Source organism: Pseudomonas piscis (assembly GCF_009380155.1).
GTDB classification, from domain to species: Bacteria; Pseudomonadota; Gammaproteobacteria; order Pseudomonadales; family Pseudomonadaceae; genus Aquipseudomonas; species Aquipseudomonas piscis.
This window is the reverse complement of record NZ_WHUV01000004.1, coordinates 218,639-243,644: the sequence shown is the minus strand read 5'-3', so window position 1 is coordinate 243,644 and position 25,006 is coordinate 218,639. Positions and strand designations below refer to the sequence as shown.

Below are 25,006 nucleotides of genomic sequence, written 5' to 3'. Positions count from 1 at the left end.
GCAACCAGGTAACACGCCCATGGCATCTGCGAACAAGCAACACAAAAGGGCCCAGCGGGCGAAAACCAAGGCCAAGCAAAACCGCGTCAAGCGCACTGCACCGACCTCGGAACTGGACCTGGACCCCAACGACAGCCGTATCGATTTCGAATCGGTGGACCTGACCGAGCTGTTCGTGAAAATGCGCGACGCCGAGAAAACCAGCCAGCAGGCCATGTGCGCGACGTTCCTGGCGGACCCGTTGCTGGAACTGGTGTATGAGCAGGAGGGCGAACAAGGCGCCACCGACTTCATCCTCGCGGCACTGATCGAATACCGTAACTGGTCCACCGAGGCCGACGAAGCCACGGCGCTGGCCTGGATCGAATCCGAGGCCTTCCAGGCCGACTACCTCGCCGCCTCCCAGGCCCTGTTCAGCACCGAAGGCTGAACGAGCGGCAAGAAAAAAGGGCGCATCCTGTGGATGCGCCCTTTTGCATTTCAGCTACTAGAGCCGCCCGATACTCAGGCCGCTTCCAGCCGCGGGATTTCCATGCCGATGCGCGAGCTGGCGAAGCTCAGGTCGCCGCTGGCGATGGACTGGGCCTTGAAGCCGGCGCCGATCAGGTCACGGACGAACAGCTTGTTGTAGATGAACATGAACACCAGGTTGCTCAGGCCGAAAGTGAACATGGACAGCAGGAACATGATGGCTGCCCATTTCCAGTCGGCGCGGAACAGAGCCGGGATGAAACCGAAGAAGAACACGGTCCAGGAGAAACCGACTGGCGCTTCCTTGATGGCCCCGGTGTTCGGGTTTTTGAAGATGATTTTGGTGAACGCCATGTGCGTCTCCTTGCCGCCCCGTTATGAGGAACCAATGACCGGGCGATCACCATTGGAACCAGTGCTAGGTTCTTCGGGCAGGGACCATCGACCACGCCTAGGGCGAGTGCAAACCGGTCAAGAGCTGGAAAGGCGAGGCGTTTCAAGGGAAAGCGGCGGATCCGCAGGTTCCGACAAGCGTTCAATCCCTTGTACAACAGCGCTATTCCATAGCTCCTCTCACGCTGGCACGCAAGAGCTCTTATCGAAGAGCGCGCAGGCTACTATTTCGCCTGCACGCTGTCCACGAAACCTCATGTAACAAGTCACAAATCCAATAAAAACGCCCTCTGTCTATGTCGGCAACGGTCTTTTTGAATTCCAGGCGATCAATTGATCCGCCCCACTCCCACACGCAAGCTCGACCGACATGTCCCCGGATACCGCCACAGCGGCGCCGGCAGCCCCACGCCGGATCAGAAGCTGGACACCCATGGCCTGCCGGAACAAAAAAAGACTAACTCCACCCGGCCCGGGTTCGTTCTCGCAAAAGGGCAGTCTCGCAGCACGCCTTGATCACCCAGGCCATGAAGGCAAGTACAGAGCCGCGTCCCGGGATTGCCGAACCTTTTTGATAAAGATCGGCAACTCATTGAACTCGATGGCTTTTTTCCAGGTCATTGCTCGGCATCGCCGCCATCAGACGACCTCGTCCGGCAAAAACACGGTCAAAAAGCGTGGGATACCCAATTAACCGACAGATCCATGACCTTTGGCCCGTTAACCCTTCCAACACCCGGCCAAAGCTGGCACCATCGCGCCTTTTTTTACGCGACACCCGCCGGATCCAGGGTTCAAACGGGCGTTCGGTTGTTGATGGGGCGACAGTCAGCTGTGCCGATGCGACAACCTGCCACACGTCGCTCGTTTACCTCCGGCAGCGCTGTTGGCTGCGATTCGAACCCTATGCTAGCTTGGCGCCTCGCCAGGAAGGCAGCCCAACAGCAGGAGCACATTGAACTCTATGAGGACCGCACATGGCTGAGGCCACGCCCGCGCTTGAAATCCGCAACTTGCACAAACGCTACGGCTCCCAGGAGGTACTCAAGGGTATCTCGCTGACCGCTCGCGACGGTGACGTGATATCGATCCTGGGTTCCTCCGGTTCAGGCAAGTCCACTTTCCTACGCTGCATCAACCTGCTGGAAAACCCGCACCAGGGCCAGATCCTGGTAGCCGGCGAAGAGCTCAAGCTCAAGGCCGCGAAGAACGGCGAGCTGATTGCCGCCGACAGCAAGCAGATCAACCGCCTGCGCAGCGAAATCGGTTTCGTATTCCAGAACTTCAATCTCTGGCCGCACATGAGCGTGCTCGACAACATCATCGAGGCACCGCGTCGCGTGCTGGGCCAGAGCAAGGCCGAGGCCATCGAGGTGGCCGAGGCCCTGCTGGCCAAGGTCGGCATCGCCGACAAGCGCCACGCCTACCCGGCCCAGCTCTCCGGCGGCCAGCAACAACGCGCCGCCATCGCCCGGACCCTGGCGATGCAACCCAAGGTCATCCTGTTCGACGAGCCGACCTCGGCCCTGGACCCGGAAATGGTCCAGGAAGTCCTCAACGTGATCCGCGCCCTGGCCGAAGAAGGCCGCACCATGTTGCTGGTCACCCATGAAATGAGTTTTGCCCGCCAGGTCTCCAGCGAAGTGGTGTTCCTGCACCAGGGTCTGGTAGAAGAGCAAGGTTCGCCCGAGCAGGTCTTCGAGAACCCGCTTTCGGCACGCTGCAAACAATTCATGTCCAGCAACCGCTAACGGAGCTAAACGCATGCAGAGCTATAAGAAAATCCTCCTGGCCGCTGCCGTCACCCTGGCCTTCAGTGCCAGCGCCGCCGCCGAGACCCTGAAGATGGGCATCGAGGCAGCCTACCCTCCCTTCAACAACAAGGACGCCAGTGGCCAGGTCGTCGGTTTCGACAAGGACATCGGCGACGCCCTGTGCGCCAAGCTGAAGGTCGAGAAGTGCGAAGTGGTCACCTCCGACTGGGACGGCATCATCCCGGCCCTGAACGCCAAGAAGTTCGACTTCCTGGTGTCCTCGCTGTCGATCACCGACGAGCGCAAGCAGGCAGTGGATTTCACCGATCCGTACTACTCCAACAAGCTGCAGTTCATCGCACCGAAGAAAGTCGATTTCAAGGTCGAGAAGTCCTACCTCAAGGGCAAGGTGATCGGTGCCCAGCGCGCGACCCTGGCCGGTACCTGGCTGGACGACCGCAACATGGAAGACGACTACGGCGTCAGCATCAAGCTCTACGACACCCAGGAAAACGCCTACCTGGACCTGCTCTCCGGTCGCCTGGACGGCATCCTGGCCGACAAGTACGTGCAGTACGAATGGCTCAAGAGCAAGGACGGCCAGAACTTCGAGTTCAAGGGCGAGCCCGTGGTCGAAAGCGACAAGATCGGCATCGCCGTGCGCAAGGGCGATCCGCTGCGTGAGCGCCTGAACAAGGCCCTGGCCGAGATCAAGGCCGACGGTACTTACAAGAAGATCAACGACAAGTACTTCCCTTTCAGCATCGAATGATCCTGCATTGCCCGGCCGGCGCACTCCCTTGAGTGCGCCGCTCTCCTGCAACGCCTTGCGATATGACTAGACCATGAATTTCGACCTATACGGATTCGGCCCGGCGCTCGCCGCCGGTGCGCTGATGACCGTCAAACTGGCCCTGGCCGCCCTATGCCTGGGGCTGGTGCTCGGCCTGGCCGGCGCACTGGCCAAGACTTCGCCCTACAAGCCCCTGCAATGGCTGGGCGGTGCCTATTCGACCGTGGTGCGCGGCGTTCCGGAATTGCTCTGGGTCCTGCTGATCTATTTCGGCACGGTGAACGGGATGCGTGCCCTGGGCGAGTTCCTCGGTTACCCCGAACTCGAACTCAACGCCTTCGCCGCCGGGGTCATCGCCCTTGGCCTGTGCTTCGGCGCCTATGCCACCGAAGTGTTCCGAGGAGCGCTGCTGGCGATTCCCAAGGGCCATCGTGAAGCCGGCATGGCCCTGGGCCTGTCCAAGCGGCGCATCTTCACCCGGCTGATCATGCCGCAGATGTGGCGCATCGCCCTGCCGGGCCTGGGCAACCTGTTCATGATCCTGATGAAGGACACCGCGCTGGTCTCGGTGATCGGCCTGGAAGAGATCATGCGTCACGCGCAGATCGGCGTGACCGTCACCAAGCAGCCCTTCACCTTCTTCATGGTCGCGGCCTTCATGTACCTGGGCCTGACCATCATTGCCATGACCGCCATGCACTTCCTGGAAAAACGCGCCGCTCGCGGCTTTGCGAGGAGCACGCAATGAACTGGGAAGTGATCATCAAATGGCTGCCGAAACTGGCCCAGGGCGCCACCCTGACCCTGGAACTGGTAGCCATCGCCGTCATCGCCGGCCTGCTGCTGGCCATCCCCCTGGGCATCGCCCGCTCGTCCCGCCTGTGGTACGTGCGCCTGCTGCCCTACTGCTACATCTTCTTCTTCCGCGGTACTCCGCTGCTGGTGCAGCTGTTCCTGGTCTACTACGGCCTGGCGCAGTTCGACAGCGTGCGTGAAAGCGCCCTGTGGCCCTACCTGCGCGATCCGTTCTGGTGCGCCACCGCCACCATGACCCTGCACACCGCGGCCTATATCGCCGAGATCCTGCGGGGCGCGATACAGGCCGTGCCGCCCGGTGAAATCGAAGCGGCGCGGGCCCTGGGCATGTCCAAGCCCAAGGCGCTGTTCTACATCATCCTGCCGCGCGCCGCGCGCATCGGCCTGCCGGCCTATAGCAACGAAGTGATCCTGATGCTCAAGGCCAGCGCCCTGGCCAGCACCGTGACCTTGCTGGAGCTGACAGGCATGGCCCGGACCATCATTGCCCGGACCTACCTGCCGGTGGAGATCTTCTTCGCCGCGGGGCTGTTCTACCTGCTGATGGCCTACATCCTGGTGCGCGGCTTCAAGCTGCTGGAGCGCTGGTTGCGGGTCGAGGCCTGCCAGGGCCGTTGAGCCCTCCCGCTCCCGCCAGGGAGCGGGCCAGCCGGACGCCACGCCCATGTCTTCGATCCTCCAAGGCCCTGCACTACTGAACCGCTTCCAGGCCTTGGATGCCTTTCTCCTGGAGCACCAGGGGCTCTGGCGCCCACGCCCGTTCCAGCATCTGCAACTGCCCTGGGAAGCCCGTTACCCCGAACTCGCCCAGTGGCTGCGCCAGCGCTCCCTGGCAGACGCCGAAACCGCCCACAATCACCCGGAACAACTGGACGCGCCCGCCCCCTTCGCCCAGTTGGCGGCCCAGTCGCGGGCCCTGGCCGAGCTGGCAGAACTGCCCGCCAATGACCTGCCGGCCATGCGAGCGCGGTTGAATGTCGATGTGCCCGGACGCAAATGGCAGCAGATCGAAGCCTTCGCCGCCCGCCTGCAATTCGACCAGGCTCCCGCCCACTGGCTCGACTGGTGTTCCGGCAAGGGCCACCTGGGACGGCGCCTGTTGCAACCGGGGCAATGCCTGACCTGCCTCGAATACGACCCGGCGCTGGTGGCCAGCGGCGAACAACTGAGCCGCCACCATGGCCTGGCCGCCAGCCATGTGCAGCAGGATGTACTGGCCGATACGGTCGCCGCGCAGCTGGCTGCCGGACACAGCCCGGTGGCGCTGCATGCCTGCGGCGACTTGCACGTGCGCCTGATGCAGCTCGCCAGCCAGGCCGGCTGCCGCCAGCTGGCCATCGCCCCGTGCTGCTACAACCGCACCAGCGCCAGCCAGTACCAGGGTTTATCCACAGCCGGCCAGGCATCCGTCCTGCAGCTGTCCCTGGACGACCTGGGCCTGCCCATGAGCGAGACCGTGACCGCCGGGGCCCGGGTCCGGCGCCAGCGCGACCAGTCCATGGCCTGGCGCCTGGGCTTCGACCTGCTGCAACGCCAGTTGCGAGGCGTCGACGACTACCTGCCCACGCCGTCGCTGCCCAGTCACTGGCTGGACAAGCCGTTCGCCGAATACTGCCGCGACCTGGCCGCCCTCAAGGAGCTACCCACAATCGGCGTGCAAGACTGGCCGGCACTGGAAGCCGCCGGCTGGCAACGCCTGGCCCAGGTGCGCAACCTGGAACTGCTGCGCGGTCTGTTCCGCCGGCCATTGGAACTGTGGCTGGTGCTGGACCGGGCATTGTTTCTGCAACAGCAGGGCTATCAGGTACGCCTGGGGACCTTCTGCCCTGCGCACCTGACCCCGCGCAATCTGCTGCTCCTGGCCCAGCGCTGAAGCCCTGCGACAGCCCGTCGCGACCTGTGGATAAGTCTGTTGATCAAATCCTGGCAAGTCCCGTGAAAACGGGGTATGGAGCCGCCACACGCAACTGGTCATTTTTTATTCACAAAAATAAACCATCGAAAAAACAGCCAGTTGCAAAAAGATGAGAATGGCTCCACAGATTCGTCATCTGCCCGGTCGAAAAACCCATCCATTGTGCATAAGCGCCTGAGCGAAGCGGTATAACGCCCCCTCGCCCAGGCTGCGGCGGCTACTCGTCGGCCCGCGCCGGAATCCACCATTCCTCGCCCCGCACCGTGCTGATGTATTCCGGCCAGCGGAAGTCGTGGGGCACCTGGAAGTCCTTGGGCAGCAGCGGTGCCTGCCAGTGACTGCCACCGATCCCGCCACCCGTGCGCTCGACGAACTCGGCCTTGGCCGCCGCCAGCAATGCCTCGTCGGTGAGCAAGTCCACCAGGGTCGCGGCGATAGTCTTGGCCGCCACCTCGATCATCGGGTCGATGGTCTGGCGAATCCCGCCCAGGGCGTTGGAGACCCAATCCGGATAGACCACTCCCGGTGGCGCGCTGAGCATCGGCCGGGCCACCAGCAAGCGTACGGTCGGGCAGTGCCAGGTGTATTCCGGGTAGTCGTCGGAGGTCAGGTAGTTCTGCCAGGCCGGCATTTGCAGGCGCAGCTGGCGCTCGCATTCCTGGGGTTCGATCAGCGCCTCGGTGGCCGGCAGGAAGGGCCGTTCCATGGCCTCAAGGCCCAGATTGCGCTGGATCTGGCGGGCGATCTCCCGGGCTTCTTCGTCCCACTGCGGGGCGCCCACCGCCGCCAGGTTGGCGTAGGTGGCCTGGGCCATGACATGGTTGGGCAGGCCACCGCGAGACTTGCACACCCAGGTCTTCTTCCAGCGACAGCCGGTGACCATGGCCGCCGCGGCGGCGTTGTTGTCCATCACCTGGGAAATGGTCTCGGCCTGCTCGATGGAATCGCAGCGCAGCAGGTACTGGATCTGCGACAAATGCGGCGGCAGGTTGTCGGCCGTGGCTTGGCCTGCAGTGAGGATCGCCTCGTTGTAGCTCCACAACCCGGTGAACGGCAGGGTCGAGCGGCGCAGGCTTTCGTTCAAGGTATAGAAATGCACCAGGGCATCGTTGGCCCCCGGGGCCCGGGCCGCCAGGTGGTTCTGCGGGATCGGGCTGTAGCGATCGGCGGCGATCCAGTTCTCCGGGTCTTCGCAGGTGAAGCTGTAGATGTAGGCGTAGGCGATGCCGCAGTGGGTATCCCAGGTGGTGGTGTTGTTCAGTGGCAGCATGTAGGTGGGGTGGAAGCTGATGGCCGCATCCAGGTCGTCGTAGTAACCCTTGGCCGCGTGTACCGGCTTGGAGGCGCGGAGTTTTTCCGCCGGCTCGCCGAAGAAGCGGATGCTGCCCTGCAAGCCGAATTCCTGCATGGTCGCCTTGGCCGCCAGGGCCCCGCCCAGGGCACTGATGCCCAGGGCCGAGTGTGGATCGGTATGCCCCGGGGCGAAGCGCGACAGGCCATCGCGGGGCTGCTTGCAGGTGGTGGCGGCCTGGCAGTTGCCCGGTACCGCATCGTACTCGCCATAGGTGGCCAGCAACGGCCCCTGACCCTGGCTGAAAGTGGCACAGAAGGCGGTGGGCATGCCGCCGCTGCCGCGCTCGACGGTGAAGCCTTCGGCCTCCAGCAACTCCATGTACCAGGCACTGGACTTGTACTCGCGAAACGCCGGCTCGGCGTAGTGCCAGATCAGCTGGTGCCAGTCCGACAATTGCTGGCGGTGGCGTTCGACCCAATCCAGCGCGAATTCTTTGTAGCGCGACATCCTCGGCACTCCTGGTTATCCAGGTCCCGGCCAGTCACGAACTGGGCACATCGGCATCCACCCGGGTCGGCCGGACCTGTTGTTGTTATGGGAATGGTCCGGTTGGCTCAGCCCGGATCGAGGGCCAGTATTGGTGAAGCGCTGGCTACATCAATCAAATTATTTCGCCAGCAATGGGCAAAAAAACTAACCAATTCCACGCTGCCGCGACCCATACTTCGGCGCGACCTGCTGCGTCGCAAGTTCCTGGACGCACCAGGCCGGACGCATTCGAAAACCCGTTCCCCCGACCCGGAGGTTGTATGCGTTTTCCCACGATCAGCGCCTTGCGCGCCCTCGACGCGGTCGCCCGGCTGGGCAGCGTGACCGCCGCCGCCCAGCAGTTGAGCCTGACCCGCAGCGCCATCAGCCACCAGATCATCAGCCTGGAACAGAGCCTGGGGTTCGCCCTGACCGAACGGGTCGGGCGCGGCATCGGCCTGACTCACCAGGGCCAGTGCTATGCCCGCGAGGTACGGCGCATCCTCGCCGATATCCAGGACGCCGGCCGGCTGTTCGATGGGCCGACGGTATCCGGCAAGTTGCGCATCAGTTGCAACCCGGGGTTCACCAGCTTCTGGCTGTGCAACCACATCAACAGCTTCCAGCGCCAATACCCCGAGGTACGGCTGCATGTGGTCAACCCGCGCTCCTGGGACGATACCAGCGATCCCGAGGCCGACCTGTTCATTACCTACGGCATCGGCGACTGGCCCGGGCTCCTGGTGGAGCCGATCTTCACCCTGCATTTCTCGCCGGTGTGCAGCCCGCGTCTGGTCAACGCCATCGGCGGCTTGAAAACGCCACAGGACCTGGCCGGCCTGCCCCTGATCCACATGAACGACACCAGCGACTGGCGCGCCTGGCTGGCCGCTGCCGGGGTCGACCAGGTCGATGCGGACAGTGGCATCACCTTCTCCGACGCCCACTGCGCGCAGTCGGCGTGCATCGCCGCCCAGGGCGTGGCCATCGGCGACAGCCTGCTCAGCGGCAACGCCCTGGCCCGGGGACTGCTGGTGCGGCCGTTCAATATCGCCATCAGCGCCCGGCGCGGCTACTTCCTGGCGATCGATCCGGCCAAGGCCGAGCGGCCGGCGGTGCGGGCCTTCTCGACGTGGCTGAAATACCAGCTGCAAAACACCACCCAAGGCATTACCGACAGCTTGCTGATCAAGCCTTGAACCTGGGCGAAGGCGGCAACGGCCCCTGGCCAATGGATAATTTCACTCACCAATGAGGCAAAAATTATTCCATTGATGTGCCGTTGCTTTTGCCAATAATGAGCCAACCGCCTGCTGTTCCAACAATAAAAACTCCACAGCGCAGGTCGGTTTCCGCAGGAGAACTCTGTAGTGTCCAGCAGTCCTTCGACCCAGCTCAGCGCCCAGGGAATCAGCCAGTATTACGGCAACTTCACAGCCCTGGACGGCATTGACCTCGACGTTCGCCAAGGCGAATTCCTCACCCTCCTGGGCCCCTCCGGCTCAGGCAAGACCACCCTGCTGATGATCCTCGCAGGCTTCCTATCCCCCAGCGCCGGCAAGCTCATGGAGCGTGGTGTCGACATCAGCCGGCGCCCGGCGGAAAAACGCAACTACGGCATGGTGTTCCAGGGCTACGCGCTGTTCCCGCACATGAGCGTGGCCGACAACGTCGCCTACCCATTGCGCATCCGCGGGGTCAAGGCCGAGGAGCGCCAGCGCCGGGTCAAGCACATCCTCGAAGTGGTGGGCCTGGGTGCACACCTGCACAAGAAGCCTTCCGAGTTGTCCGGTGGCCAGCAGCAGCGGGTGGCCATCGCCCGGGCCCTGGTGTTCGAGCCGGACATGCTGCTGCTCGACGAACCGCTCTCGGCCCTGGACAAGAACCTGCGCGAACAACTGCAAGCCGAGCTGCAGCGCATCCATCGTCAGGTGGGCACCAGCTTCGTGTTCGTCACCCACGACCAGGGCGAAGCCCTGGCCCTGTCGACCCGCATCGCCATCTTCAACCAGGGACGCCTGGCGCAGATCGACTCGCCCCAGGACATCTACGACCGCCCCAGCAACCGCTTCGTCGCCGAGTTCCTGGGCAAGATGAACCTGTTCCCGCTGCGCGACATTGCCCGCAATGGCGGCCACGCCAGTGGCCGCTGTGGCGACGTCGCCCTGCATGCCGCGCTCCCCGGTGAGCTAAGCAGCCAGCCACAGTTGCTGGCGGTACGCCCCGAGCACATGACGCTGCACACCGAGCGCCCGCAACCGGGCGAGCACAACGTGCTGCCGGCGCACCTGGGCGAACGGGTGTACCAGGGCTCCAGCACCCACCTGGCGCTGAACATCGCCCCGGAGCTGGCACCGGTGAACCTCTCGGTACCCGGCGATCATCCCGGCGCCCGATTGCCCAGCGGCACCCCGGTGTGGCTCAGCTGGCCGGTACGCCACAGCTTCCTGCTGGAAGCCTGAGCCCCGCGATCAGTCAGGCAATTGCAGGAGCGAGGCTTGCCCGCGATGGACTGCAGAGCGCTGCGTTGACCCCGTAACGTTCACGACCATCGCGAGCACTCGAGCGTCGACCGGCTGCTCCTGCAGAGGACCACCACCCCGGTTTTCGTACAGAACAACAACAATCAACGGCTGGCGCCTAGGGCACCGGCCTGGCGAGGACTTGCCCCATGAGCCAGCACCACCAGCGCGACTGCATCGAAATCCTCATCGAAAAAGCCCGTGGCGGGCAGATCAGCCGCCGCACCTTCGTCCAGGCCATGGGCCTGCTGGCCGCCGTGCCCCTGGCTCTGCGCAGCGGGATCAGCTGGTCGGCGGGCAAACCCCTGGTGCTGGTCAACTGGGGCGGCGATGCATTGAACGCCTTTCGCGCGGCCTGGACCGACAGCTTCACCAAGAGCACCGGCATCCCGGTGCGCATAGACGGCGCCGGCCCCACCGAAGGCGCGGTACGCTCGCAACTGGCCAGCGGCCAGCCCAGCTGGGACGTGGTGGACATGGAAGGCTACAGCGCCCTGAACCTGGGCCGCGAGAAGATCCTGCAACCCCTGGACTACAGCGTGGTGCAGCGCGACCAGGTAGCCCCGGGGATGAGCCATGACTACGGGATCGCCGGCTACATGCTCAGCTATGTGCTGGCCTGGGACAGCGAGAAGTACGGCGACAACGGCCCCAGGGACTGGGCGGATTTCTGGAACGTGGAGAAATTCCCCGGCAAGCGCACCCTCTACAAATGGATGAACGGCATGCTCGAGGCCGCCCTGCTGGCCGACGGCGTAAGCGTCGACAAGTTGTATCCACTGGACGTGCCACGGGCCCTGCGCAAGATCGACGAACTCAAGCCCCACGTCCTGTCGTTCTGGGGCTCGGGCGCGGAAAGCCAGCAACTGATGATCGAAGGCGAAGCCTCCATGGGCGTGCTCTGGCACACCCGCGCCACCTTGCTGCGCGAGGACAGCGGGGGCCGGATCAAATGGGGCTACGACAACGCCTTCCTCACCAACAGCAGCTGGGCCGTGCTCAGCAACAACCCGGCGGGTACCGCCCCGGCCATGCAGTTCATCCAGCATGCCCTGCAGCCGGAAGGCCAGCTCAAGCTGTTCGAGATCCTCGGCAACGGTCCATCCAACCCTGCTACCCAGAAGCTGATGAGCCCCGAGCAGCTGGAGCTCAGCTGTGCGTCCGAGGCCAACATGAAGAAGCAGATCCTGCTGGATACCCAGTGGTACGCCGATCACTACTCCAGCACCCTGGAGCAGTACCTGACCCACCTGTCCAAGTGAGACGCCGACCATGAGTGCGACCCAAACCGCGCGCCTGGAACGCAGCCTGCTGCTGGTACCGCTGCCGCTGTTGCTGGTGCTGTTCTACCTGCTGCCCTTCATCGGCGTGGTGAGCTGGAGCTTCACCCTGCCCGAACCCGGCATCGAGCAGTACCAGCGTATCGCCAGCGACCCGGCGATCCACGACATGCTGCTGCGTACCCTGCGCCTGTGCCTGACCGTGAGCCTGCTGGCCCTGGTCATCGGCTATCTGCTGGCCTACTGCTGGGTCTTCAGCCCGCCGTTCTGGCAGCGCATGGTGGAGATCTGCGTGTTCATCCCGTTCTGGATCTCGGTGCTGGTGCGGGCCTTCGGCTGGCTGATCGCCCTGCGCAGCAATGGCGTGATCAACGACAGCCTGCTGTCCCTGGGCTGGATCGAGCATCCACTGCAACTGACCCGCAACGAACTGGGGGTGGTGATCGGCATGCTCCACTTCATGATCCCCTATGCCTTGTTCCCGCTGCTGTCGAGCATGCGCCAGCTGGACCAGCGGGTCCTCTTGGCCTCGCGCGGGCTGGGCGCCGGGGCCTTGCGGACGTTCTGGCAAGTGCTGTTGCCGCAGACCCTGCCGGGGCTGCTGGGGGCCTTCATCATGGTCTTCGTGTTCTGCCTGGGCTTCTTCATCACCCCGGTGCTGCTGGGTGGCGGGCAAACCGTGATGATCGCCGAGTACGTATTCCTGCAGATGTTCCAGACCAGCAACTGGGGGCTGGGCGCGGCCCTGAGCCTGGTGCTGCTGGCCCTGGTCAGCGCGCTGATCTGGCTGCTGATGCGCATCACCCGTGTCAATCGACTGGTGGGTTGAGGTCACTATGAATACACATCGCACTGCCCTGAGCACCCGGCTGATCGCCGTGGTCGCCATGGCCTTCATGCTGTTCCCGTTGCTGACGGTGATCCCGGTGTCCTTCACCGCCAAGCGCTACCTGTCGATGCCCGAGGGCAACTGGTCGCTGCGCCACTACGAAGCCTTGCTGAGCAATCCCGACTGGCTGTCGAGCATCGGCCAGAGCCTGGTCATCGCCACGGCCACCAGCCTGATCGCCACCTTGCTGGCGGTGAGCTTCAGCCTGGGCATCTGGTACCTGCGCTCGCGCCTGGCGACCCTGCTGATCGGCCTGGTGCTGCTGCCCATGGCGATCCCGCCGGTGATCTCGGCCCTGGTCCTGTACTTCATGGAAACCAAGCTGGGCAGCATCGCCCCGGGGTGGGGCTACGACAGCCTGCCCGGGGTGGTGATCGCCCACGTGGTGATGGTGGTGCCCTACGGCGTGGTGACCATGCTGGTGGCGCTGAGCCAGGTGGACCGGCGCATCGAGCTGGCCTCGCGCAACCTGGGGGCCAGCCTGATGCAGACCACCTTCCTGGTGATCCTGCCGAACCTGAAGCTGGGGATCTTCTCCACCGCGCTGCTGAGCTTCGCCCTGTCCTGGGAAGAAGTGGCAATGACCCTGTTCATCACCAGCGTCGACGTCAACACCCTGCCCCGGCGGATCTGGAGCGGCTTGCGGGACAACGTCGACCCCAGCGTGGCGGCCATTTCCGTGCTGCTGATCAGCCTGACCCTGCTGGTGCTCGTCGGCCGCCTGGTGCTGCAGTACTACGCCCAGCGCCGCGCCCGTTCCTGACCCACCTTCTGGTGGCGGGGGCGCTTGCTCGCGCTGGCTGGCAGCGCCGGCCCGATACCTGAGTCCCGGTTCCCAACGACGCGCCGCGGACCCAGGTTCTACGGCCGCTGCGCGCCCGAGGGGAAGCAAGCTCCCTCGCTACAACCGCCTCCGATCACCCGGATTATTCGGCCAGGAACTGACCGAAGTCACTTCTGGCCCCATGGGTTTGGTTCCATAGTGCGCGGCTCGTCCCACGGGCTTGCGCCGTCTCTTCTAGACTCAATGGATAGTCGCTTTCGGAACCGAGCAAGTCGCTTTCGTGCGGAGCAATCAGAGGCAGCGTGTCAAGCTGCCCTTTATGCCCTGAACAGGTGCGGCGACGACCGCACCGGGTACGACAAGATACCCATTCAGGGTGCATGGCTACCGGCCGGATCGCCGCGCTACCGTGACGTGGCAACCAGGGCCGCAGCCGGGACTTTCGGACAACCGACAACCACCAGGTATGTCCGTGACCGTGAGGAATGCTGTATGCCTGATGAATCGCTGCACCTGCCTGTGATCCATACCCTGCTGGAGCGCTACAAGGATGTTCCCGGGGCGCTGCTGCCGCTGCTCCACCAGATCCAGGAAGAGCTGGGCTACATCCCCGACGTGGCCATCCCCGCCATCGCCCATGGGCTCAACCAGAGCCAGGCCGAAGTGCGCGGCGTGATCAGCTTCTACCACGACTTTCGCACTGCGCCGCCCGCGCGGCACATCCTGCGCCTGTGCCGCGCCGAATCCTGCCAGAGCCGGGGCGCCGAGCAACTGGCGGCGCAACTGCGCGAGCGCCTGCAACTGGACGACCATGGCAGCAGCGCCGATGGCCGCATCAGCCTGCGGCCGGTGTACTGCCTGGGGGCCTGCGCCTGCTCGCCGGCCCTGGAGCTGGACGGCCAGCTGCATGCCCGGCTCAGCGCCGAACGCCTGGATGCACTGCTCGACAGCTGCCGGGAGGATGCGTGATGAACCTCTACCTGTCCTGTGACTCCCTGGCCCGCGCCGTGGGCGCCGACCAGGTGGCCGATGCCCTGCTGGCCCGGGCCGGCCAGCGCCAACTGCCGCTGCAACTGCAACGCACCAGTTCCCGTGGCCTGTACTGGCTGGAACCGCTGCTGGAAGTCGATACCCCCGAGGGCCGCCTGGGCTTCGGTCCGCTGAGCGTGGCCGACGTGCCGGCGCTGCTGGACGCCCTGCAAGCCGATCCGGCCAGCCACCCCTTGGCCCTGGGCCTGGTGGAGCAGATTCCCTACCTCAAGAGCCAGCAGCGCCTGCTGTTCGCCCGCGCCGGCATCACCCGGCCGTTGTCCCTGGAGGACTATCGGGCCCACGGCGGTTTCGCCGGCCTGGAGCGCGCCATCGCCCTGGGCGGCGAGCAGACCGTAGCCGCAGTGCTCGACTCCGGCCTGCGGGGCCGGGGCGGCGCGGCCTTCCCCGCGGGGATCAAGTGGCGCACGGTGCGCGAGACCCCGCCGCAGCAGAAGTACGTGGTGTGCAACGCCGACGAGGGCGACTCCGGGACCTTCGCCGACCGCATGCTGATGGAGGGCGACCCCTTCCTGCTGATCGAGGGCATGGCCATCGCCGGCATCGCCGTCGGTGCCAGCCAGGGCTATATCTATGTGCGCTCGGAATATCCCCAGGCAGTGGCCACCCTGCGCGCGGCCCTGGACCTGGCCCGGGACGCCGGCTACCTGGGGGCCGATGCCGGCGGGAGCGGCCAGCCCTTCGACCTGGAAGTGCGGGTCGGCGCCGGGGCCTACATCTGCGGCGAGGAAACCGCGCTGCTCGACTCCCTGGAAGGCAAGCGCGGGATCGTCCGCGCCAAGCCGCCGATCCCGGCCCTGCAAGGCCTGTTCGGCCAGCCGACCCTGGTGCACAACGTGCTGACCCTGGCCTCGGTGCCGCTGATCCTGGCCAAGGGCGCGCCGTTCTATCGCGACTACGGCATGGGCCGCTCCCTGGGCACCATGCCCTTCCAGCTAGCGGGCAATGTCCGCCATGGCGGCCTGGTGGAACGGGCCTTCGGCCTGACCCTGGGCGAGCTGCTGCATGACTACGGTGGCGGCACCGCCAGCGGCCGGCCACTGAAGGCGGCCCAGGTTGGCGGCCCCCTCGGCGCCTGGGTCCCGCCCGCGCAGTTCGACACACCGCTGGACTACGAGGCCTTTGCCGCCATGGGCGCGATGCTCGGCCACGGCGGCGTGGTGGTGGCCGACGACAGCCTCGACCTGGCTCACATGGCGCGCTTCGCCATGCAGTTCTGCGCCGAGGAATCCTGCGGCAAGTGCACCCCGTGCCGTATCGGCTCGACCCGTGGCGTGGAAGTCATCGACCGCCTGCTGGCGGCTCCCGGCCCCGAGGAGCGCCAGCACCAGGCGCTGATCCTCAAGGACCTGTGCGACACCCTGCAATACGGCTCGCTGTGCGCCCTGGGCGGCATGACGTCCTACCCGGTGGCCAGCGCCCTCAAGCACTTCCCTGCCGACTTCGGTCTGCACACCACGGAGGCCGACCAATGATCACGCTCTTCGACCCCGCCAAGGACATCGACCTCAACGCCGTGGACCTGGGTACCCCGGCCCGCGACAGCCAGGTACAGGTCAGCCTGAGCATCGACGGCCGCAGCATCAGCGTGCCCCAGGGCACCTCGGTGATGCGCGCCGCCGCGCTGCTGGGTACCAGCATTCCCAAGCTATGCGCCACCGATAGCCTGGAGGCCTTCGGTTCCTGCCGCATGTGCCTGGTGGAAATCGACGGCATGCGCGGCTACCCGGCCTCCTGCACCACCCCGGTCAGCGAGGGCATGGTGGTGCATACCCAGACGCCGAAACTCTCGAGCCTGCGCCGCAATGTGATGGAGCTGTACATCTCCGACCACCCGCTGGACTGCCTGACCTGCTCGGCCAACGGCAACTGCGAGCTGCAGACCGTAGCCGGCCAGGTGGGCCTGCGCGAAGTGCGCTATGGCTATGACGGCGCCAACCACTTGAGCGACCAGAAGGACAGCTCCAACCCCTACTTCGACTACGACCCGAGCAAGTGCATCGTCTGCAACCGCTGCGTGCGCGCCTGCGAGGAAACCCAGGGCACCTTCGCCCTGACCATCAGCGGCCGGGGCTTCGAATCCCGGGTCGCGGCGGCCGGCGGCGACAACTTCCTGGACTCCGAATGCGTGTCCTGCGGCGCCTGCGTGCAGGCCTGCCCCACCGCGACCCTGATGGAGAAAAGCGTGGTGGAAATGGGCCAGCCGGACCGGGCGGTGATCACCACCTGCGCCTACTGCGGCGTGGGCTGTTCGTTCCGCGCCGAGATGAAGGGCGAGCAGCTGGTGCGCATGGTCCCGGACAAGAACGGCCAGGCCAACCACGGCCACTCCTGCGTCAAGGGCCGCTTCGCCTGGGGCTATGCCACCCACCCGGACCGCATCACCAAGCCGATGATCCGCAAGCACATCAGCGACCCGTGGCAGGAGGTCAGCTGGGACGAAGCCGTGCAATACGCTGCCAGCGAGCTGCGGCGCATCCAGCTCAAGTACGGTCGCGACTCCATCGGCGGCATCACGTCCAGCCGCTGCACCAACGAGGAAACCTACCTGGTGCAGAAACTGGTGCGGGCGGCCTTCGGCAACAACAACGTCGACACCTGCGCCCGGGTCTGCCATTCGCCCACCGGCTACGGCCTCAAGCAGACCCTGGGAGAATCCGCCGGGACCCAGAGCTTCGATTCGGTGATGCAGGCCGACGTGATCCTGGTGATGGGCGCCAACCCCAGCGACGCTCATCCGGTGTTCGGCTCCCAGCTCAAGCGCCGCCTGCGTGAAGGGGCGCGGCTGATCGTCATCGATCCTCGGCGCATCGACCTGGTGGACTCGGTCCACGCCCGCGCCGAGCTGCACCTGGCCCTGCGCCCGGGAACCAACGTGGCCATGCTCAACGCCCTGGCCCACGTGATCGTCACCGAGGGCCTGGTGGACCAGGCGTTCGTCGAGGCCCGCTGCGAGCCCGAGGCCTTCGCCCTGTGGAGCGCCTTCGTCAGCCGTGCGGACAACTCGCCGGAGGTACTGGGCGCCATCTGCGGGGTCCCGGCAGCCGACATCCGTGCCGCCGCCCGGATCTACGCCACTGGCGGCAACGCGGCGATCTACTACGGCCTGGGCGTCACCGAGCACAGCCAGGGCAGCACCTCGGTGATGGGCATCGCCAACCTGGCCATGGCCACCGGCAACATCGGCCGCGAAGGGGTCGGGGTCAACCCGCTGCGGGGCCAGAACAACGTCCAGGGTTCCTGCGACATGGGCTCCTTCCCCCACGAGCTGCCGGGCTACCGGCACATCTCCAACCAGACCGTGCGCCAGGAGTTCGAGCAGGCGTGGAACGTCAGCCTGCAACCCGATCCGGGGCTGCGTATTCCCAACATGTTCGAGGCGGCCCTGGGCGGCAGCTTCAAGGGCCTGTACTGCCAGGGCGAGGACATCGCCCAGAGCGACCCCAACACCCAGCACGTGACCGCCGCCCTGTCGGCCATGGAATGCGTGGTGGTGCAGGACATCTTCCTCAACGAAACCGCCAAGTTCGCCCATGTGTTCCTGCCCGGGGCCTCGTTCCTGGAAAAGGACGGCACCTTCACCAACGCCGAGCGCCGCATCTCGCGGGTGCGCAAGGTCATGGAGCCGCTGGGCGGCAAGGCCGACTGGGAAGGCACCCTGGCCCTGGCGGCGGCCCTGGGGTATCCGATGCACTACGAGCACCCGTCGCAGATCATGGACGAGATCGCCCACCTGACCCCGACCTTCACCGGCGTCAGCTATGCCAGCCTGGACCGTCACGGCAGCCTGCAATGGCCGTGCAACGCCCAGGCCCCGGACGGTACGCCGACCATGCACATCGATGAATTCGTACGCGGCAAGGGGCGCTTCATGCTCACCGGCTACGTGCCCACCGACGAGAAGGTCAACAGCCGCTATCCGCTGCTGCTGACCACCGGGCGCATCCTCAGCCAGTACAACGTCGGCGCCCAGACCCGGCGCACCGACAACGTCGCCTGGCACGCCGAGGACCGCCTGGAGATCCACCCCACCGATGCCGAGAGCCGGGGCATCAGCGAAGGCGACTGGGTCGGCATCGGCAGCCGCGCCGGGCAGACCGTGCTACGCGCCCGAGTGACCGAGCGGGTAGCGCCGGGGGTGGTCTACACCACCTTCCACTTCCCCGAGTCGGGCGCCAACGTGATCACCACCGACAACTCCGACTGGGCCACCAACTGTCCGGAGTACAAGGTCACGGCGGTGGAGGTCAGCCGGGTCTACCATCCGTCCGAGTGGCAGAAGCGCTACCAGGCCTTCAGTGACGAGCAGCAGCGCTTGCTGCAAGCCCGCGACCGGTCCCGGGGCCACAAGGCGGAGGTGCGCCGATGAGCACCGCCAACCTGGTCAAGATGGCCAACCAGATCGCTTCGTACTTCGCCAACGAGCCGGACCAGGCCCAGGCGGTAAGCAGCGTGCGCAACCACATGCAGCTGTTCTGGACCCCAGCCATGCGCCAGGAGCTATTGGCCTGGCACCAGCAGCAACGGCAAAGCGAGCTGCATCCCTTGGTGTGCCAAGCCATCGACGCCCCCGGCAAGGCCACCTAGCCCAGACGCGCCCGGGCCTGCCATCACCGCAGGCCCGGGCGTCATCCCCTCACCGGCCGGAACAGCGCTGCTGCGCCGGCGCGCTGGTCTGCAACGCCAAAGGCATGCTGGCCCCCGGCTTGCTCAGGGGCAGCAGCTGGTACACGGTGAATACGCACAGCGCCTCCACCTCGCCGCCGGCCACCGGAATGTAGTTCAGGCCGGCATAGGCCTCGTAGCTCTTGCCCGGCTCGAACACCACCACCTTCTGTACCTGCGGGCAGGTGCGGTAGGCATTGCCGGTCCCCCCGGCCGCCACCCCGCCGCCCTCCAGCAGGAACGGGCGCCCGGCGGGTACGCGGTATTCGGTGGCGATCTCGGAGTATTCGCCTTCACCGCGGCGAATGGCTCCGGGGTAGTCCGGCAGCTTCGGGGCGAATCGCGGCAGCATGTCGATCTGCCGCGGGGCCTCGGGAAACTGTGGATAGTTGACGTTCGCCCGGTGCTCGCTGCCAAAGCGCCCGGCCTTGGCCAGGCGCTGGTTGTCGCCGATGCAACCGGCATAGGCCCCACCGCGCACTTCACCGTTGGTGATCACCCGCAACTGCGCCACCGATGCGCCCAGGGGCGGCTCCGAATAGGGCTCCACCGGCTTGACGCTGCACGCGCCAAGCGAGCCCAACAACGCCACCAGGGCCAGACTTCTGACATTCATCGCTACTGCTTCCTTTGACTGATTGCGCCTCGTGGCCCGGGCAGGCTATCGGCCGGGATTGCGCAGACTTCATGGCGGTCCGGGCAAGACCACGCCACCGGGCCACTTGCGTGAAAACACAAGCCAGCTTGCGCCTGCCGGGATGTATCCCGGCCAATCCACGATCTACCCTGCGCTCATCTGCCTGCACAACAAGAACAACCAGGGAGCACCCGTTATGGCACTCGATTATGCGGTCATGTTGGTCTACGTCCTGCTGATGGCCGGCCTTGGCTGGTGGGGCATGCGCAAAGTGCGCAACCAGGACGATTTCCTGGTGGCCGGGCGACGCCTGGGCCCGGCGCTGTACCTGGGCACCCTGTCGGCGGTGATGCTCGGCGGCGCCTCCACCATCGGCTCGGTACGCCTGGGCTACAGCTACGGAATCTCCGGGTTGTGGCTGGTGTTCATGCTGGGCCTGGGGATCATCGTCCTGAGCCTGGTGCTGTCCCGGCAGATCGCCCAGCTGCGGGTGTTCACCGTGACCCAGATCCTCGAACAAAGGTACCAGGCGTCGTCGCGCCTGATCGGCGGCTGCGTGATGGTGGCCTACGACCTGATGGTGGCGGTCACCGCGACCATCGCCATCGGCTCGATCACTGAGGTGGTGTTCGACATCCCGCGCATCCCGGCGATTCTCTGCGGCGGCGCGCTGGTGATCTTCTACTCGGTGATCGGCGGCATGTGGTCGCTGACCCTCACCGACATCATCCAGTTCGTGATCATGACCCTGGGCATCTTCTGCGTCCTGCTGCCCATGAGCGTCGGCCAGGCCGGCGGCCTCGAAGCCATGCAGGCGAGGTTGCCGGCGGGGTTCTTCGAGTGGGGCAACATCGGCCTGGATACCATCCTCGCCTACTTCCTGCTGTACTTCTTCGGCGCGCTGATCGGCCAGGACATCTGGCAGCGGCTGTTCACCGCCCGCAGCGAACGGGTGGTGCGCTACGCCGGCCTCGGCGCCGGGGTCTACTGCATGTTCTACGGCGCCGCCTGTGCCCTGGTGGGGGCCGCTGCCAAGCTGCTGCTACCGGACCTCTCGGTGGCCGAGAACGCCTTTGCCGAAGTCACCCGCAACGTATTGCCGGCCGGACTGCGCGGGCTGGTGGTGGCGGCGGCCCTGGCCGCCATCATGTCCACCGCCAGTGCCTGCCTGCTGGCCTCGGCGACGGTGCTCAAGGAAGACATCTACAGCCGCTTCCTGACCCGCGGCCGGGAAAACCACCTGGCCAGCAGCCGCTGGATCACCCTCGGCCTGGGGGTGGCGATGCTGCTGATGGCCTGCCTGGTCAACGACGTGATCGCCGGCCTGAGCATCGCCTACAACCTGCTGGTGGGCAGCCTGCTGGTGCCGATCATCGGCGCCTTGCTGTGGCGCCGGGCCTCGGCTGCCGGGGCCATCGCCTGCATGGTCAGCGGCGGCCTGACGGTGATCGTCTGCATGGCCCGCGACGGCATCCTGGCCAACACCCCGATCTACTACGGCCTGGGCGTCAGCCTGCTGACCTTCGTCGCCGTCAGCCTGGTGAGCCAGCCGGCACCAGCCCTGCGCAGCACCGCCGATTGATCCCTGAATCCACAACGAGGAATCGCCCATGTCCCAGTCTTTCCCGCAGCCGATAGACGCTGCCCTGGTCCCGCGCTTCGCCGGTATTCCAAGCTTCATGCGCCTGCCGCTGTTCGACGACCCGGCGCAGGTGCAGATCGCCCTGGTGGGGGTGCCCTGGGATGGCGGCACCACCAACCGCGCCGGGGCCCGTCATGGCCCGCGCGAGGTGCGCAACCAGTCGAGCCTGATGCGCAAGGTGCACCACGTCAGCCGCATCGCCCCCTATGACCTGGTGCGGGTCGGCGACCTGGGCGATGCCCCGGTCAACCCCATCGACCTGTTGGACTCGTTGAAACAGATCGAGGGTTTCTTCAGCCAGCTGCACCAGGCCGGCGCGGTGCCGCTGTCGGTGGGTGGCGATCACCTGGTGACCCTGCCGATCTTCCGGGCCCTGGCCCGCCAGCGGCCGATCGGCATGGTGCACTTCGATGCCCATTCCGATACCAACGACCGCTACTTCGGCGACAACCTCTACACCCACGGCACGCCCTTTCGCCGGGCCATCGAAGAGGGCCTGCTGGACCCCAGGCGCACGGTGCAGATCGGCATCCGCGGCTCGATCTACTCGGCCGACGACGAAGACTTCGCCAAGGACTGTGGGATCCGCGTGATCCACATGGAGGAATTCGCCGACCTGGGCGTCGAGGCGACCCTGGCCGAAGCCCGGCGCGTGGTGGGCGCTGAGCCGACCTACATCAGCTTCGACATCGATGTGCTCGACCCGGCCTTCGCCCCCGGCACCGGCACCCCGGAAATCGGCGGCATGACCACCCTGCAGGCCCAGCAGCTGATCCGCGGCCTGCGCGGCCTGAACCTGGTGGGCGCCGACGTGGTGGAAGTCTCGCCACCCTTCGACCTCGGCGGCGCCACCGCCCTGGCCGGCGCGACCCTGATGTTCGAGCTGCTGTGCATCCTGGCCGAGTCGGTGGCGAATCGGGGTTGAAACGCGCCCATGAAAAAGCGCCTTGCCCGGCGACGAGTGATCGCCGCCGGGCAAGGCGCCTTGGGTGCCGCGATCAACCTTGCAGGGCTTGCTTGAGCGCTGCCAGGCCATCGGCGTAGATGGTGGTGAACAGCTCGATGGCTTGTTCGTCGCTGATGCCGGCTGGCACGAACGAGCCGGACCACTCGACGCGCGAGCCCTTGCCGTTCTCTACCACGCGCAGGGTCGACTGGTAGTCGCGCACGGGGGCTGGCCCCTGGAGGATGGTGTAGCTGTAGCTGCGACCGGCTTCGTTGAAGTCCAGCAGGCGCTCGATGATGGTGTCGCCTTCGGCGCTCTTGAGGCTGCGGACCCGGCCGCCTTCGCTCAGGGCGCTCTGGGGGATGAAGGGCAGCCAGTCGGGCAGCGAGTCGAAACCGCCGATCAGTTGCCAGACGCGCGCAGCGTCGATGTTCAGTTCGATGGAAGCTTTGGCCTGGGCCATGATGATTTCTCCTGGGGCTACAGCCCCTTCAATAAGGTCGTAAACGCTTGCGACAGGGCCGCCAGGCGGCCCCGCGCGGGTAGGATCACTGGGCTGGAACAGGCGCCACTGGGTTGATCAGGCCCTGCTCGCGCAGGTTCTGCCAGAAGGCGGCCGGGATCACCGCGCTCATGGCGGCGTGGTCTTCATTGGCGTGCAGTGGGCGGGTCGAACCGGGGATCACCGAAACCACCGCCGGGTGAGCCAGGGCGAACTGCAGGGCAGCGGCCTTGACGTCCACATCGTGGGCACGGGCCACGGCGCGGATGCGCTCCAGCTTGGCCAGCACTTGCTGATTGGCCTTCTGGTACTCGAAGTGCTCGCCACCGGCGGTGACACCCGAGCTGTACGGACCGCCGACGACGATGCCGACACCTTGCTCCACCGCTTGCGGCATGACCCGTTGCAGGGCGCGGTCGTGGTCCAGCAGCGAGTAGCGGCCGGCCAGCAGGAAGCCATCGGGACGTGGTTCGTCCAGGTCCAGGGTCAGTTCGATCGGCTCGACGCGGTTGACGCCCAGGCCCCAGGCCTTGATCACACCTTCTTCACGCAGGCGGGAAAGCACGCGGAAGGCGCCGGTACGGGCGATTTCGAACTGGGTCAGCCATTCGTCGCCGTAGAAGTCCTGGGCGATGTCGTGGATCCAGACGATGTCCAGGTGGTCGGTGCCCATGCGCTTGAGGCTGTCTTCGATGGAACGCAGGGTGGCATCGGCGCTGTAGTCGTTGACGATGCGGTTGCGGTTGCCGTGTTCGAACAGGCCGCTCTTCTCACCCAGTTCACGGGCGGCAGGGTCTTCCAGTTCGTCGAGGATGATGCGGCCGACCTTGCTGCTCAGTACGTATTCGTTGCGTGGACGCTTGGCCAGTGCGGCACCCAGGCGGCTTTCGGAGAGGCCGGCACCGTAGAAGGGTGCGGTGTCGAAGTAACGCACGCCGTTGTTCCAGGCGGCGTCGACGGTGGACTGTACTTCTTCGGCGGATACGGCGCGGAACATGTTGCCCAGTGGGGCGCTGCCGAAACCTAGGCGGGTTGGGATCAAGGATTTGAGGCTCATGGATTGCTCCTGGTTGGGGGGAGTCGCTTGTGAACTCCAGTGAGCGCATCCTAAAACCAGCCAACCGAGACCGTCCAAGTCATAATTCGACAGACTTAAGACCAAACAGGTCCAATCGCTCTAGGACCGCTTCCCGCCCCCATCCAGGTCCCTTCAATTTCAGCTTGCCGCCCCTGCCAGCACCATCTCGCGGAAATCCCCGACTATCGGCCGCAGGTCGACACGGTGCCAGGCCGCCCACAGGCCGGTGCTCTGCTGCAACCAGGGCAGTTCACGCAAGACCACGTTCGGATTGCCTTCACCATTGATGCTCTGCTGGATCAGCGCCAGGCCCAGGCCGGCGGATACCAGGCCCAAGGCACTCAGCGGCTCGGCGGCTTCCAGGCGGATCTGCGGGGTGAAGCCCGCGGCCACGCAACTGGCCAGGAAGCGCTCGCGCCGGCTGGGCTGCAACTGGCCTTCGACCATGATCCAGTCCTGCTCGTGCAGATCGGCCGGCTCGATGCTGGGCTTGTCCGCCAAGGGATGCCCCAGGGGCAAGGCCAGGCGCAACGGGTCGTCGAACACCCGGGCGGCCAAAAGCTCCGGATCGTCGGTGGCCGGCGGTTCGCAGACCAGGGCGATGTCCAGGCTGCGTTGGCGCAACCCTTCGAACTGCTCCTGGGCCGACAGGTTGTACAACGCGATATGGATACCCGGGCGCTCCTCGCGCACATGGCGCAAGGCACCGGGCAGCACCCCGGCATGGATCGCATGGCTAACGTAGCCGATGCACAACCCACCCGTCTCGCCACGCCCCAGGCGCCGGCCCAGGGATTCCAGGCGCTCGGCATGCTTGAGCAGGGCCCGGGTCTCGTGGAGGAAGGTGCGACCGTCGGACGTCAGGCGCAGGCGTTGTTGGCTACGCTCGAACAGTTGCAGGCCGAGGCGCTCTTCCAGCTGGGCGATCTGCCGGCTCAGCGGCGATTGGGAGATGTGCAGTTGCTCGGCCGCCTTGCCGACGTGCTCGACTTCGGCGACGGCAACGAAATAACGCAATTGTCTAAGATCCAGCATATGACCCTCAGG

General features: G+C 65.6%; 23 protein-coding genes. 17 read left to right on the top strand and 6 right to left on the bottom strand.

All coding sequences use genetic code 11. The features are described from left to right. Window positions 1-19 precede the first annotated feature (19 nt). Complete coding sequence (locus GDH07_RS23010) at window positions 20-430, top strand: hypothetical protein (protein WP_022639228.1); 411 nt, start codon at window positions 20-22, stop codon at window positions 428-430. 74 nt (window positions 431-504) lie between these two features. Here GDH07_RS23010 and GDH07_RS23005 read toward each other — a convergent pair whose 3' ends face one another. Continuing rightward, the gene (locus GDH07_RS23005; RefSeq protein ID WP_022639227.1) at window positions 505-825 is read right to left on the bottom strand and encodes a hypothetical protein; all 321 of its coding nucleotides are present in this window, start codon (window positions 823-825) and stop codon (window positions 505-507) included. 1,016 nt (window positions 826-1,841) lie between these two features. On the opposite strand from GDH07_RS23005, the gene GDH07_RS23000 reads away from it, so the two are divergent. The 5 genes from GDH07_RS23000 (at window position 1,842) to GDH07_RS22980 (ending at window position 6,100) form a co-directional block, all read left to right on the top strand. After that, window positions 1,842-2,615, top strand: coding sequence for an ABC transporter ATP-binding protein (locus GDH07_RS23000; RefSeq protein ID WP_022639226.1), 774 nt, complete (start codon window positions 1,842-1,844; stop codon window positions 2,613-2,615). Window positions 2,616-2,628: 13 nt separating this feature from the next. Then, window positions 2,629-3,390, top strand: coding sequence for an ABC transporter substrate-binding protein (locus GDH07_RS22995; RefSeq protein WP_022639225.1), 762 nt, complete (start codon window positions 2,629-2,631; stop codon window positions 3,388-3,390). A 73-nt stretch (window positions 3,391-3,463) separates the two neighbouring features. Beyond that, window positions 3,464-4,159, top strand: coding sequence for an ABC transporter permease (locus GDH07_RS22990; RefSeq protein WP_022639224.1), 696 nt, complete (start codon window positions 3,464-3,466; stop codon window positions 4,157-4,159). Beyond that, complete coding sequence (locus GDH07_RS22985) at window positions 4,156-4,845, top strand: ABC transporter permease (RefSeq protein WP_022639223.1); 690 nt, start codon at window positions 4,156-4,158, stop codon at window positions 4,843-4,845. The genes GDH07_RS22990 and GDH07_RS22985 overlap by 4 nt, the downstream gene beginning before the upstream one ends. Window positions 4,846-4,891: 46 nt before the next feature. Next, window positions 4,892-6,100 carry a methyltransferase gene (locus GDH07_RS22980; RefSeq protein ID WP_152899022.1) on the top strand — a complete coding sequence of 403 codons (1,209 nt, stop codon included), beginning with the start codon at window positions 4,892-4,894 and terminating at the stop codon, window positions 6,098-6,100. 259 nt (window positions 6,101-6,359) lie between these two features. Here GDH07_RS22980 and GDH07_RS22975 read toward each other — a convergent pair whose 3' ends face one another. Next, window positions 6,360-7,943, bottom strand: a complete 1,584-nt coding sequence (locus GDH07_RS22975) for a zinc-binding metallopeptidase family protein (RefSeq protein ID WP_152899021.1) — start codon at window positions 7,941-7,943, stop codon at window positions 6,360-6,362. Window positions 7,944-8,245: 302 nt separating this feature from the next. Between GDH07_RS22975 and GDH07_RS22970 the strand changes: the two genes are divergently transcribed. The 9 genes from GDH07_RS22970 to GDH07_RS22930 all read left to right on the top strand — a co-directional run bounded on the left by GDH07_RS22970 (window position 8,246) and on the right by GDH07_RS22930 (window position 19,076). Further along, on the top strand, window positions 8,246-9,163 hold the full coding sequence (locus GDH07_RS22970; protein WP_152899020.1) for a LysR substrate-binding domain-containing protein: 918 nt from the start codon (window positions 8,246-8,248) through the stop codon (window positions 9,161-9,163). Window positions 9,164-9,334: 171 nt separating this feature from the next. Then, window positions 9,335-10,426, top strand: a complete 1,092-nt coding sequence (locus GDH07_RS22965) for an ABC transporter ATP-binding protein (protein WP_343038318.1) — start codon at window positions 9,335-9,337, stop codon at window positions 10,424-10,426. Between the two features lie 209 nt (window positions 10,427-10,635). Further along, on the top strand, window positions 10,636-11,748 hold the full coding sequence (locus tag GDH07_RS22960; RefSeq protein ID WP_022639218.1) for an ABC transporter substrate-binding protein: 1,113 nt from the start codon (window positions 10,636-10,638) through the stop codon (window positions 11,746-11,748). Between the two features lie 10 nt (window positions 11,749-11,758). Next, window positions 11,759-12,595 carry an ABC transporter permease gene (locus tag GDH07_RS22955; protein ID WP_022639217.1) on the top strand — a complete coding sequence of 279 codons (837 nt, stop codon included), beginning with the start codon at window positions 11,759-11,761 and terminating at the stop codon, window positions 12,593-12,595. Window positions 12,596-12,602: 7 nt separating this feature from the next. Further along, the gene (locus GDH07_RS22950) at window positions 12,603-13,418 is read left to right on the top strand and encodes an ABC transporter permease (RefSeq protein WP_152899019.1); all 816 of its coding nucleotides are present in this window, start codon (window positions 12,603-12,605) and stop codon (window positions 13,416-13,418) included. A gap of 513 nt (window positions 13,419-13,931) precedes the next feature. Continuing rightward, window positions 13,932-14,408 carry a formate dehydrogenase subunit gamma gene (locus GDH07_RS22945; protein WP_022639215.1) on the top strand — a complete coding sequence of 159 codons (477 nt, stop codon included), beginning with the start codon at window positions 13,932-13,934 and terminating at the stop codon, window positions 14,406-14,408. Beyond that, window positions 14,408-15,964 carry a formate dehydrogenase beta subunit gene (locus GDH07_RS22940; RefSeq protein ID WP_152899018.1) on the top strand — a complete coding sequence of 519 codons (1,557 nt, stop codon included), beginning with the start codon at window positions 14,408-14,410 and terminating at the stop codon, window positions 15,962-15,964. The genes GDH07_RS22945 and GDH07_RS22940 overlap by 1 nt, the downstream gene beginning before the upstream one ends. Further along, the gene (gene fdhF, locus GDH07_RS22935; protein ID WP_152899017.1) at window positions 15,961-18,858 is read left to right on the top strand and encodes a formate dehydrogenase subunit alpha; all 2,898 of its coding nucleotides are present in this window, start codon (window positions 15,961-15,963) and stop codon (window positions 18,856-18,858) included. Before GDH07_RS22940 ends, fdhF begins: the two co-directional genes overlap by 4 nt. Further along, a complete protein-coding gene (locus GDH07_RS22930) occupies window positions 18,855-19,076 on the top strand; it encodes a formate dehydrogenase subunit delta (RefSeq protein WP_053132601.1) in 222 nt (73 codons plus the stop codon). The genes fdhF and GDH07_RS22930 overlap by 4 nt, the downstream gene beginning before the upstream one ends. A 49-nt stretch (window positions 19,077-19,125) precedes the next feature. Here the strand turns inward: GDH07_RS22930 and GDH07_RS22925 are convergent, their stop codons facing one another. Further along, window positions 19,126-19,770 carry an amidase gene (locus tag GDH07_RS22925; protein WP_085595750.1) on the bottom strand — a complete coding sequence of 215 codons (645 nt, stop codon included), beginning with the start codon at window positions 19,768-19,770 and terminating at the stop codon, window positions 19,126-19,128. A 217-nt stretch (window positions 19,771-19,987) separates the two neighbouring features. Here GDH07_RS22925 and GDH07_RS22920 point away from each other — a divergent pair, with 217 nt between their 5' ends. Both GDH07_RS22920 and speB read left to right on the top strand, forming a co-directional pair. Further along, on the top strand, window positions 19,988-21,373 hold the full coding sequence (locus GDH07_RS22920) for a sodium:solute symporter family protein (protein WP_152899016.1): 1,386 nt from the start codon (window positions 19,988-19,990) through the stop codon (window positions 21,371-21,373). 28 nt (window positions 21,374-21,401) lie between these two features. After that, on the top strand, window positions 21,402-22,358 hold the full coding sequence (speB, locus tag GDH07_RS22915) for an agmatinase (protein ID WP_022639209.1): 957 nt from the start codon (window positions 21,402-21,404) through the stop codon (window positions 22,356-22,358). 73 nt (window positions 22,359-22,431) lie between these two features. On the opposite strand, the gene GDH07_RS22910 is transcribed toward speB, so the two are convergent. From GDH07_RS22910 to GDH07_RS22900, 3 genes are all read right to left on the bottom strand, one after another. Beyond that, window positions 22,432-22,842: an SRPBCC family protein gene (locus tag GDH07_RS22910; RefSeq protein ID WP_022639208.1), complete on the bottom strand. Its 411-nt coding sequence runs from the start codon at window positions 22,840-22,842 to the stop codon at window positions 22,432-22,434. An 85-nt stretch (window positions 22,843-22,927) separates the two neighbouring features. Then, window positions 22,928-23,938 (bottom strand): aldo/keto reductase, encoded by a 1,011-nt coding sequence (locus GDH07_RS22905; RefSeq protein WP_103324651.1) that lies wholly within the window; start codon window positions 23,936-23,938, stop codon window positions 22,928-22,930. 159 nt (window positions 23,939-24,097) lie between these two features. Then, the gene (locus tag GDH07_RS22900; RefSeq protein ID WP_068589583.1) at window positions 24,098-24,994 is read right to left on the bottom strand and encodes a LysR substrate-binding domain-containing protein; all 897 of its coding nucleotides are present in this window, start codon (window positions 24,992-24,994) and stop codon (window positions 24,098-24,100) included. Window positions 24,995-25,006 lie beyond the last annotated feature (12 nt).